Genomic DNA, 10,670 nt, shown 5'->3' with positions numbered 1-10,670 from the left:
GGGCGACGGCGAGCCGGTCGCGGCGGTGCTCCAGCGGATCCAGTCGCGCCCCGACGTGGGTCTCCACGTCCTGGGGCTGGTGGGGGACGACAAGGACGGCGCCCGCAACGGACGCTGGCTGGGCGGCTACGCGGACCTGCGCGCGATCCTGGACTCGCGCGACGTGGACCACGTCATCATCGCGCTCGCCCACGAGGACTACACGCGCCTGCCCGGGCTGCTCGATGCGATCGGCGACGAACCGGTCACCATCCACGTGGTGCCGGACCTCTTCCGGTTCACCTCGCTCCGCGGCGGCGTGGAGGACTTCGAGGGCATTCCCTTCATCCACCTGCGGGATTCCCCGCTGCACGGCTGGAGCCGGATCGCCAAGCGCACGTTCGACATCGCCTTTTCGGCTTCGGTGCTGATATTGCTCTGGCCGGTGATGGCCGCCATCGCGCTCGGGGTGAAGCTGTCCTCGCCCGGCCCGGTCCTCTACCCGCAAGATCGGATGGGACTCGACGGCCAGCGGTTCCGGATGCTCAAGTTCCGGACGATGGGGCGGGACGCCGAGTCGGATACGGGGCCGGTCTGGGCCTCGGAGGGCGACACGCGCCGCACCGGTCTGGGCACCTTCCTGCGTCGCTTCAGCCTGGACGAGCTTCCTCAGTTCGTGAACGTGCTGCGCGGCCAGATGAGCGTGGTGGGCCCCCGGCCGGAGCGGCCGGTGTTCGTCGAGCAGTTCCGCCGGACCGTGCCCGGCTACATGCTCCGCCACAAGGTGAAGTCCGGCCTGACCGGATGGGCGCAGGTGAACGGCCTGCGGGGCAACACCTCGCTCGAGAAGCGCATCCAGTACGATCTCGAGTACATCGAGCGCTGGTCCCTCGGGCTCGACCTCAAGATCATCGTGCTGACCGTCTTCCGCGTGCTCTTCGACCGCAACGCCTATTGAGTAGCCCCGCCCATTGAGTTGACCGCTCTCCACCGCGCCGTCTTCGGGGCGTTCGTCGTGGGCCTCGGCGTGTCCATCACGCTGTCCGAGTCCGCACTCGCGCTGCTGACGCTGCTCTGGCTCTGGCGCCTGCGCGATCCGGCCGCGCGGGCGGCCGCGCGCTTTCCGCTCTGGGCCCCGGTCCTGGCCTTCAGCGCGGTGACCCTCGTCTCGGCGCTGGCCTCCGGGCACCCGACGACCGCGCTCGCCGCCTCGAAAGGGCTGCTGCTCGTCGCCTCCCTGTACGTGACGGCCGACGCGCTGCCCGGGCCTGCCGACGGCCATCGGTTTCTGTCCGCGCTGCTCGTGGTGGTGGCACTCGCGGCGGTGGTCGGGCTGCTGCAGACCGCGGCGTGCCCGGGGCCCGAGCCGGACTACGGCTGGCCCTCCTGGCTGTATCACCGGTGCTACCGGGCGCGCGGCTTCTTCAGCATCTACATGACGCTGGCCGGCGTGCTGAGCCTGGCGCTGCTGGCCGGCCTGCCTCGGCTCCTGCCGGGCGCCGCGGTGGCGCGCTGGACGATCGCGCCGTGGCTGGTCTCGCTGCTGGGCTTGCTCGCGACCTACACGCGGGGGGCGTGGATGGGATTCGGTGCGGCGGTGCTGTCCCTGCTACCGCTGACCCGCAAGGGACGGTGGCTCCTGCTCGCCGGTCTCGTCCTGCTCGCGATCGGCACGCTGGGCGGCCCGAAGCACCTGCGCGAGCGATTCCTCACCATGGGCAATCCCGAGGACCCCACGGTGAAGGAGCGGGTCTACATGTGGCGCAGCGGGCTGGCGATCTGGCGCGAGCACCCGGTGCTCGGGGTCGGGCCCGGCGAGCTCAAGCGCGTGTACGAGCGCTACGCCCTGCCCGAGGCGGTGAAGAAGCGCACCGGGCACGTGCACAACACGCCGCTCCAGATGCTGGTGGAGCGCGGCGCGCTCGGCCTCGCCGCGTGGCTCTGGATCTGGGGGGCCTTCTTCGCGCGAGCTATCGTGGTGCTGAGGCGGTTGCCCGAGGAGGCGACCAGCGAGCGCACCCTCGTCGTCGGCAGCCTGGCGGCCATCGTGGGATTCCTGGTCGCGGGGCTCTCCGAGTTCAACTTCGGGGACTCGGAGGTGGCAATGGTTGCCTGGGCAATGATGGCGCTACCGTGGGTGGTGCAGGGGACGGTGGAGGCTTCGTCCCGGCGAATGGAGCGAGCATGACCCCGTATGCGGATCCGAGACCGGTTGGCGATATCGAGAGCTGCTACTTCTATCACCGCATGGAGCTGCCCGGCGTCGGGGTCGTGGGGGGCCAGTGGGACTTGCGCCGGAGCATCGAGGACTACCTGGCGGGCTTTCCGTTTGCGGGCAAGCGCGTGCTGGATGTCGGGGCGGCCAGCGGCTTCCCGAGCTTCGAGATGGAGCGGCGCGGGGCCGACGTGGTCTCCTTCGACATGTCGCCGGACGGCCGGTGGGACATCGTTCCGCTGGCCGGCGCGGACCTGGATGCGGCGGTCCAGCACAAGCGCGAGTCGTGGAAGGCGCTCACCAACGCGTACTGGTTCGCGCACGCCGCGCTGCGATCGAGCGCCAGGGTCTGCTACGGGGATATCTATCGGCTCCCCGAGGCCCTGGGCGACTTCGACGTGGCGTTTCTCGGCTCCGTGCTGCTGCACCTGCAGGATCCGTTCGAGGCTCTGCGCTCTGCGGCGCGCCGTACCCGGGATGTCCTGATCGTGACCGAGCCGGCCTATCCGGCCCCGGGTGCCCAGATGGAATTCGTGCCCACGCGGCTCGGCCCATCGGACACCTGGTGGCGTCTGTCGCAGGGATGCATCGCCCAGATGATGGACGTGCTGGGCTTTGACATCGCCTCCATCACCCACAGTCGGCACATCCTGGTCGATGAGAAGAATCCGCGCGCTTTCGAGTTCTTCTCGGTGGTGGGGCGTCGAGGAGGGGCGGGAAGCTAGCCCCTCACCCTGCCCTCTCCCCGGAGGGGAGAGGGAGAAGAGGGCTAGTAGACGACGTAGGGCTCGGTGGAGGAGCGGACCTTCACGAAGTACTGCTTGAAGCGGTCGAGGTCCTTGTCGGAGACCAGGTCCGAGGCCATCACGCAGAGCAGCCCCTGCTGGCGCCACATGATGAGGCTGAAGCCGTTCTCCTTCTTGACCACCGGCCGCCAGCGGTCGATCTGCACGCGGCCGCGCTCGGGCAGGGCCACCGTGCCGCCGGGCACGATGATGTAGGTCATGGTGTGGCCGGCGACGTCCTGGTAGGTGAGCTCGATGCCGCGCCGGCCTTCCAGATACGTCGGCTTGGCGTCGATGAGCCGGATGTCGTCGTCGCCCGTGAAGACCCAGTTCAGGCCGACGCCGCTCTCCTCGATGGCGCGGGGCAGGGCGGCCGGCACCACGTCGGCGCGCGACTGGCCCCAGAAGATGTTGCGCGCGTGCTCGGCCAGGACCGCGCGCTCCACGAGCTCCGCCGAGTCGATGGCCGGCGCCCGCGGCAGCGAGGGGGCCAGCCACAGGAGCATGGCCAGCGCGGTGGCCAGCGAGGCGCAGGCCGGGGCCAGCCAGAAGGCCCAGAGCGGCCGGCGTGACGGCGCCGGCTGGAGAGACTCGGTCACCGCGCCGCGGAGCCCGGCGGGGGCGCGGTGCCGCGGCAGCCGCTCGCGCAGCAGCCGCCCGATCCCGCCGTCGTCGTCTCGCCCCTCGTGCTCGTTCGCCATCGGCCTCTTTCAGTATTCCCTTTCTCGAATTTTCCGACCTACTTGTAGTCGGTCAGGTACCCGCGCAGCCGCTCCTTCGCGCGAAAGATTCGTGACTTCACGGTCCCGACGGGGCAGTCCATGATGCGCGCCACGTCCTCGAGCGCCAGTCCCTCGATCTCGGCCAGCAGGAGCGGCGTCTTGAACTCCTCGGGCAGTCTCGTCAGGGCCCGCTCCAGGTCCATGTGGGCCCCGGCGCTTTCGCTGTCCCGGGAGGCGGCGTCATGGAACATCGGCGCCTCGCTCTCCGGAACCCCATCCTCCGAGATCGCCGCTTCGCGCTCCCGCAGGCGGTAGAACGTCAGGAACGTGTTTCTCAGTATTTGGAACAACCAGGCGCGCAGATGGGTTCCCGGCTGGAATCGGTGGGAGAACCGCATGGCCCGGACGTAGGTTTCCTGGACCAGGTCCTCGGCCTCGGACCCGTTCCGGGTCAGGTAGACGGCCAGATTGTGGAGGGCGTCGAGGTGCTGGAGGGCCTGCTGGCGAAACTCGTCGTCAGCCACGGAACACCGATCCGGCCCGGCCCGACGGCGCCACCGCGGGAGCCCGGATCACCCTACTCGTCGAACCAGCGGCGCGGCAGGTCGGACACCAGCACCTCGTGCTCGTCCTCCAGGGTGTCGAGGAGCTCGCGGATGGTCTGATACAGCACGGGGTGCTCGAGATCCGGCGCCAGGTCGGCGAGCGGCCGCAGCACGAAGCGCCGCTCGTGCATGAGCAGGTGGGGGATGTGCAGGTGCTCGGGGCCGCTGATCACGCGGTCGTCGTACAGCAGGATGTCGATGTCGAGCGTGCGAGGCTCGAAGCGCTGGGCCTCCGGGGTGCCCCCCCGGCGGATCCGCCCCAGCGTGTCCTCGATCGACTGCAGCCGCGTCAGCAGCGCGCCCGGCTCCAGCTCGGTCTCGATCAGGACCGCGCAGTTGAAGAACCAGCCGCCGTCGTCGGCCTGCTCCCGGGCGGACGCCCGCTCCCAGGGCTCGGTGCGGTAGAGCGGCGAGGCGTCGAGGAATCGCAGGTCCTGCATGGCGCGCAGCTGATCCACCGCGCGCCGCAGACACTCGAGCCGGTCGCCCAGGTTGGAGCCGACGGACAGGAACACGCGGGCCATGAGTGGGCTCAGCGTCGCCGGCGGGTCAGCTCGACGCCCGGGATGCCCTGCAGGCCCTCCATGGGCGGCGTGAGCTTCCGCACCCGCACCCGCACCTCGTCGCACGCGAATTCCGCGAGCAGCATCTGCGCCAGTCGCCCGGCCAGTCGCTCGAGCAGGTTCACCCGCTCCTTCGTCGACACTTCCACGATGCGGGCGGCGATCAGCCCGTAGTCCAGGGTGGACCGCAGGTCGTCCGAGGCCGCGGCCGGAGCCAGGTCCAGCCTGAGCTCGGCATCGACCGCGAACCACGCCCCGACCGTCTGCTGGGCCCGCGTGACGCCGTGGTGTCCGTAGAACCGGACGTCTTCGAGGAAGATCTTATCAGACGTCAGAGCTTGAGTCCCTTCAGCCGGTCCATGGCCTCCTGCAGGCGCTTGGCGTCGATGGTCAGGGCGATCCGGTAGAAGCCTTCCCCGGAGGGGCCGAAGCCGACGCCCGGCGTGATGACGCAGCCCACTTCGTTCAGCATCCGCGCCGCGAACGTGCGCGAGTCGAGGCCGCCGGGCACGGGCGCCCAGACGAAGAAGGCGGCCCTGGGCACGTCCACGTCCCAGCCGAGTCGCCGGAGCCCGGCCACCACCACGTCGCGCCGGTCCTGGTAGGTCTTCCGGTACTGCTCGGAGATGTCCTGGGGGCCGGTGAGCGCGGCGATGCCCGCCTCCTGGACGGCCTGGAACACGCCCGAGTCCACGTTGGTCTTGATCTTGCCGAGCCCGGCCAGCGCTCCCGCGTTGCCGCAGCAGAAGCCGAGCCGCCATCCGGTCATGGAGTAGGTCTTCGACAGCGAGTGGAACTCGACGCCCACCTCCATCGCGCCCGGGGTCTCCAGGAACGAGGGGGGGCGATAGCCGTCGAAGCGCAGCTCCGAGTACATCGCGTCGTGGCAGACGACGAGCTGGTGCCGGCGCGCGAAGTCCACGACGCGGGCGAAGAACTCCGGGCTCGCCACCGCCGCGGTCGGGTTGTTCGGGTAGTTCAGGTACATGAGCTTTGCCCGTCGCGCCACGTCCGCGGGGATCGCGTCGAGGTCGGGCAGGAAGGCGTTGGACCGGCGCAGCGGCATGAAGTGCACGTCGCCGCCCGCGAACCACGTGCCCGCGGCGTAGACCGGGTAGCCCGGGTCCGGCACCAGCACCACGTCGCCCGGGTTCACGAAGGCCAGCGGCATGTGCGCGGTGCCTTCCTTCGACCCGATCAGGGTGAGCACCTCGGCGCTGGGATCCAGCGTGACCGAGAACCGCTTGCGGTACCAGTCGGCCACCGCGGTGCGGAAGGAGAGCAGGCCCTCGTAGTCCGGGTACCGATGGTTGGCCGGGGTCTCCGCCGAGCGCTTGATCGCCTCGATGATGTGCGGGGGCGTCGGCAGGTCGGGATCGCCGATGCCCATGTCGATCAGGTCGACGCCGCGGGCGCGGGCCTCGCGCTTGTTCTTGTCGATCTCCGCGAACAGGTAGGGGGGCAGCTTGGCGAGACGGTCGGCGAGGGGAACCGGGGACGGTGATGGGCTCACGCGTGACTCTCCTGGATCTTGATGACGGGATTCTTGAGACCGCCGATGGACTCGATGCGCACCTCGACCTTGTCTCCCGGCTGCAGCGGCCCGATGCCGCTCGGAGTGCCGGTGGCGATGACGTCGCCCGCGAGCAGGGTCATCACCGCGGAGACGCGGGCGACCAGGTCCTCGACCGGGCAGATCAGGTGCTTGGTGTTGGAGGCCTGCCGGCGCTCCCCGTTGACGTAGGTCTCGAGATCGACGCCGTTGGGGTCGATGTCGGTGGCGATACAGGGCCCGATCGGGCAGAAGCTGTCGAAGGCCTTGGCCCGGGTCAGCTGGCCGTCGCGCTCCTGCAGGTCGCGGGCGGTGATGTCGTTGAGGCAGGTGTAGCCGAGCACGTACTCTCGGGCCCGCTCCGGGCTCACCTGATGACAGCGCTTCTTGATGACGATGGCCAGCTCGCCCTCGTAGTCCACCCGCCGCGACTGGGGTGGGAACACGATCGGGTCGTCGGGCCCGCACAGGGCCGAGAGCGGCTTCAGGAAGATGCAGGGCTCGCGCGGCACCTGCGCGTTCATCTCCTCCGCGTGCTCGCGGTAGTTGAGGCTCACCGCCACGATCTTGGACGGCACCACCGGGGACAACAAAACGGCCTGGCTCAGCAGGTACTTCTTCCGGCCCTTCTTGAAGGTGCTGTAGGGCGTGCCCGCGTACTCCACGATGTGGCTGCCCTCGAGCACGCCGTAGCGGATCTTGTCGCCGGCGCGGAACCGGACGATCCTCATGCCAGCCCGAGCACGTCCTGCATCGAATAGAGCCCCGGCTTCGCGGTGGCGATGAAGCGGGCGGCCCGCAGCGCGCCCCGCGCGAAGTTGTCGCGGCTGTGGGCGCGGTGGGTGAGCTCGAGCCGCTCGCCGAGAGAGCCGAAGGACACGGTGTGCTCGCCGACCACGTCGCCCGAGCGCAGCGCGGCCATGCCGATCTCCTTCCTCGTGCGCTCGGCCAGCTGATCGTGACGGTCGTAGACGGCGGTCTTGGCCAGGTCGCGCCCGAGGGCCTGGGCGACCACTTCGGCCATGCGCAGCGCGGTCCCGCTGGGCGCGTCCTTCTTGAAGCGGTGGTGCGTCTCGACGATCTCCACGTCGTAGTCGTCGCCGAGCAGGCGCGCCATGTCGGCCAGCACCCGGAAGGCCACGTTGACCGCCACGCTCATGTTGGGCGAGACGAGCAGTGGCGCGCTCGCGCCGAGTCGAGCCAGCTCCTCGCGCTGCGGAGCGGTGAAGCCGGTGGTGCCGATGACCGCGCGCCCGCCCTGGCGGGCCACCACCCGCACGTGGGCGAGGCTCGCCTCGGGCACCGAGAACTCGATCAGGATGCGGCCCTTGCCGATGGCGGCCTCGACGTCGTCGGTGATGGGGACCGACAGCCGTCCCACCCCAGCGGATTCGCCCGCGTCCCGCCCGACCGCGGCGTGCCCGGGCGCTTCGAGCGCGGCGACCAGCCGCAGCTCCGGCTCATCCTTGAGCAGGGCGACGAGACGACTTCCCATCCGGCCGGCGGCGCCGGCGACGACGACTTCCGCCATGGACTGCGCGGTCAGCCCTTGACGAGGCCGAGCGAGGCGAGGACCGCCTTCAGTCGCGGGCGATTGGCCTCGGCCATGCGGCACATCGGCAGCCGGAACTCCGGCTCCGCGAGCTTGCCCATCATGGCCAGGGCTTCCTTGACCGGGATCGGGTTGGTCTCGATGAACACCGCCCGCGAGAGCGGGAAGAGCTTGAGGTGCAGCTCGCGCGCCTGCTTCCAGTCGCCCGCCAGCGCGGCGTGCGTCATCTCGGCGGTCTCGCGCGGCACCAGGTTGGCGATGACCGAGATCACCCCGCGGCCGCCCACCGACATGAGCGGCAGGGTGATGTTGTCGTCGCCGGAGAGCACCGAGAACTCGGGCCCGCAGGCCAGGATCACCTGGGTCATCTGGTCGAGGGAGCCCGAGGCCTCCTTCACGCCGACGATGTTGGCGCAGTCGCGCACGAGGCGCGCGAGGGTGTCGGTCTCCACGTTGATCGCGGTGCGTCCCGCGATGTTGTACACCACGATCGGGATGTCCACCGCCTCCGCGATCGCGCGGAAGTGCCGGTAGAGGCCCTCCTGCGTCGGCTTGTTGTAGTAGGGATTGACCACCAGCGCCCCGGTGGCACCGGCGCTCCGGGCGTGACGCGTGAGGTCGATGGCCTCGGCGGTGGAGTTGGAGCCGGTGCCGGCGATGACCGCGAGACGGCCGCGGGCGGTCTCGATCACGATCTCGACCACGCGCTTGTGCTCGTCGTGGCTGAGCGTGGGCGACTCGCCGGTGGTGCCGCACGGCACGATGCCGTCGGTGCCGCTGGCCACGTGCCACTCGACCAGCTCGCGAAGCTTGGCCTCATCCACCTTGCCGTCGCGGAACGGGGTCACGAGAGCGACGATCGAGCCTTGGAATGTCGGGCGCATGGTTGGGTCCCTCCGTAGCTCACCGTGATGGGAAACGAAGCTTCATGACTCTAGCATTCTCCCAGGAAGCACTTCAAGCGGCAGACGCGATGGGGTACACTCCTGCGGATGGAACGCCCCGCCACCGCCCTCCGCAGGGCCGCCGTCACCGCCGAGGTCGCCGCCGAGGTGCGCCGGCGGTTCGGCACGCCGTGCTACGTGTACGATCGCGCGGCGCTCGAGGCCTCCGCGCGCGCCGCGCTCGCCTTCCCGGCGCCGTACGGGCTCACGCTGCGCTACGCGATGAAGGCCAACCCGAGCCGCGGCATCCTCGCCCTCTTCCGCGACCTGGGGCTGCACGTCGACGCCTCCAGCGATCACGAGGTGGAGCGGGCTCTCCGCGCCGGTTTCGCCCCCGAGCGCATCCAGCTGACCTCGCAGATGCCGTCGCGCGCCCTGCGCGAGCACGTCGCGCGCGGCGTGCTGTTCAACGCCTGCTCGCTGCATCAGCTGGACGAGTTCGGCAAGGTCGCGCCGGGCGCCGAGGTGTCGGTGCGGGTGAACCCCGGCCTCGGGACCGGGTCCACCAAGCGCACCAACACCGGGGGCCCCGCCTCGAGCTTCGGGATCTGGCACGAGGCGATGGGCGAGGTGGTCGCGCTCGCGAAGCGTCACGACCTGCGCATCCGCCGGCTGCACTCCCACGTCGGCTCCGGCACGGATCCCGAGGTCTGGAAGCGCTGCGCGCGCATGACGCTCGACCTCGTGGCGCCGCTGCCGCAGGTGGAGACCGTCAACCTGGGCGGCGGCTTCAAGGTCGGCCGCATGCCGGAGGAGCCGTCGGTGGACATGGCGGACGTGGGCGGGCACGTGCGCCGGGAGATCGAGGGCTTTCGGGAGCGGTCGGGTCGGGCGCTGCGTCTCGAGATCGAGCCGGGCACGTTCCTGGTCGCCAACGCGGGCGCCATCGTGGCCTCGTGCGTGGACGTCGTCGCGACCGGCGCCGAGGGCTATCTCTTCGCCAAGCTCGACGCGGGCATGCCCGAGATCGCCCGGCCGTCCCTCTACGGCGCCCAGCATCCGATCGACGTGCTGGCCCAGGGCCGCGAGCAGGCCGCGACGGTCTTCGTCGGTCCCTGCTGCGAGTCGGGCGACATCCTCACCCCCGCGCCCGGCGACCCCGAGGCCCTCGCCCCGCGCTGGGTCCCGCGCCCCCAGATCGGCGACCTCGTGGTGATCGGCGGCGCAGGCGCCTACTGCGCGGGCATGGCCACGATCAACTACAACTCCTACCCCCAGGCTCCCGAGGTCATGCTGGGCGCCGACGGCTCGCTGACCCTGCTGCGGCGCCGCCAGGTGCCCGAGCAGGTCTGGCAGAACGAGGTGTAGGGCCTACCGGCGCTTCAGCTCGACGAACGTCCCGTACGGCGTCTCCCGGGCGTTCGACGCCGAGAAGCGAGCCATCAGTAGGCGGTAAAACTGACTGGCCCGCTCGCGCTCAGCCACGGTGCTCATCCAGCCAACGAAGCTTTCTTCGTCTTGCGTCCAAAGCGTCCCGGCGTAGACACGATATCCTGCGTCCAACGCACCGGCGATTCGCGCCGTCATGAGATCGGCCGCTGCTGCAGCGCTGATTCCGTAGTTGAGGGTGAAGGCGCTGGCGAGCATGATCGACTCCTGCGCGAAGGATTCCCTGTCCGCCTCGAAGCCAAACACGTAAAGCCACGTGTTCCATCCTTCGAAGGCGTGGGACACGATCCGCGTCTCGGCTCTGGGAAACTGAGCCATGAAGATCCGCAGGGCGTTGATCTGGACGCTGTCGGCAGCCCGCGTC

At 70.0% G+C, this 10,670-nt stretch carries 13 protein-coding genes; 4 read left to right on the top strand and 9 right to left on the bottom strand.

The annotated features are described in order from the left end of the window. From VKN16_17245 to VKN16_17235, 3 genes are all read left to right on the top strand, one after another. Positions 1–937 (top strand): undecaprenyl-phosphate glucose phosphotransferase (locus VKN16_17245; GenBank protein HME95956.1); only part of this gene is annotated, 937 nt, incomplete at its 5' end. 18 nt (positions 938–955) lie between these two features. After that, positions 956–2,167, top strand: coding sequence for an O-antigen ligase family protein (locus VKN16_17240; GenBank protein ID HME95955.1), 1,212 nt, complete (start codon positions 956–958; stop codon positions 2,165–2,167). Further along, the gene (locus VKN16_17235) at positions 2,164–2,919 is read left to right on the top strand and encodes a methyltransferase domain-containing protein (protein ID HME95954.1); all 756 of its coding nucleotides are present in this window, start codon (positions 2,164–2,166) and stop codon (positions 2,917–2,919) included. The genes VKN16_17240 and VKN16_17235 overlap by 4 nt, the downstream gene beginning before the upstream one ends. Positions 2,920–2,963: 44 nt before the next feature. On the opposite strand, the gene VKN16_17230 is transcribed toward VKN16_17235, so the two are convergent. From VKN16_17230 to dapA, 8 genes are read right to left on the bottom strand one after another with little or no spacing between them, the layout of a single operon-like run. Further along, positions 2,964–3,680 carry a hypothetical protein gene (locus VKN16_17230; GenBank protein ID HME95953.1) on the bottom strand — a complete coding sequence of 239 codons (717 nt, stop codon included), beginning with the start codon at positions 3,678–3,680 and terminating at the stop codon, positions 2,964–2,966. 38 nt (positions 3,681–3,718) lie between these two features. Next, positions 3,719–4,225 carry a sigma-70 family RNA polymerase sigma factor gene (locus VKN16_17225; GenBank protein ID HME95952.1) on the bottom strand — a complete coding sequence of 169 codons (507 nt, stop codon included), beginning with the start codon at positions 4,223–4,225 and terminating at the stop codon, positions 3,719–3,721. A gap of 53 nt (positions 4,226–4,278) precedes the next feature. Next, complete coding sequence (folK, locus tag VKN16_17220; protein ID HME95951.1) at positions 4,279–4,830, bottom strand: 2-amino-4-hydroxy-6-hydroxymethyldihydropteridine diphosphokinase; 552 nt, start codon at positions 4,828–4,830, stop codon at positions 4,279–4,281. Positions 4,831–4,838: 8 nt separating this feature from the next. Further along, positions 4,839–5,189, bottom strand: a complete 351-nt coding sequence (gene folB / locus VKN16_17215) for a dihydroneopterin aldolase (GenBank protein ID HME95950.1) — start codon at positions 5,187–5,189, stop codon at positions 4,839–4,841. Between the two features lie 11 nt (positions 5,190–5,200). Continuing rightward, positions 5,201–6,382, bottom strand: coding sequence for an LL-diaminopimelate aminotransferase (locus tag VKN16_17210; protein HME95949.1), 1,182 nt, complete (start codon positions 6,380–6,382; stop codon positions 5,201–5,203). Further along, the gene (locus VKN16_17205; GenBank protein ID HME95948.1) at positions 6,379–7,152 is read right to left on the bottom strand and encodes a fumarylacetoacetate hydrolase family protein; all 774 of its coding nucleotides are present in this window, start codon (positions 7,150–7,152) and stop codon (positions 6,379–6,381) included. The genes VKN16_17210 and VKN16_17205 overlap by 4 nt, the downstream gene beginning before the upstream one ends. Beyond that, entirely contained in the window at positions 7,149–7,952 is an 804-nt protein-coding gene (dapB, locus tag VKN16_17200) for a 4-hydroxy-tetrahydrodipicolinate reductase (protein HME95947.1), read from the bottom strand. Before dapB ends, VKN16_17205 begins: the two co-directional genes overlap by 4 nt. 11 nt (positions 7,953–7,963) lie before the next feature. After that, a complete protein-coding gene (gene dapA, locus VKN16_17195) occupies positions 7,964–8,857 on the bottom strand; it encodes a 4-hydroxy-tetrahydrodipicolinate synthase (GenBank protein ID HME95946.1) in 894 nt (297 codons plus the stop codon). Between the two features lie 108 nt (positions 8,858–8,965). Here dapA and VKN16_17190 point away from each other — a divergent pair, with 108 nt between their 5' ends. After that, positions 8,966–10,225: a diaminopimelate decarboxylase gene (locus VKN16_17190; GenBank protein ID HME95945.1), complete on the top strand. Its 1,260-nt coding sequence runs from the start codon at positions 8,966–8,968 to the stop codon at positions 10,223–10,225. Positions 10,226–10,228: 3 nt separating this feature from the next. Here VKN16_17190 and VKN16_17185 read toward each other — a convergent pair. After that, the coding region (locus VKN16_17185) for a hypothetical protein (protein ID HME95944.1) at positions 10,229–10,670 on the bottom strand (442 nt) is incomplete at its 5' end.

This window comes from Candidatus Methylomirabilota bacterium (assembly GCA_035315345.1).
Lineage (GTDB): Bacteria > Methylomirabilota > Methylomirabilia > Rokubacteriales > CSP1-6 > CAMLFJ01.
The sequence above is the reverse complement of the archived record's forward strand: the minus strand, read 5'-3'. Positions and strand labels throughout refer to the sequence as shown.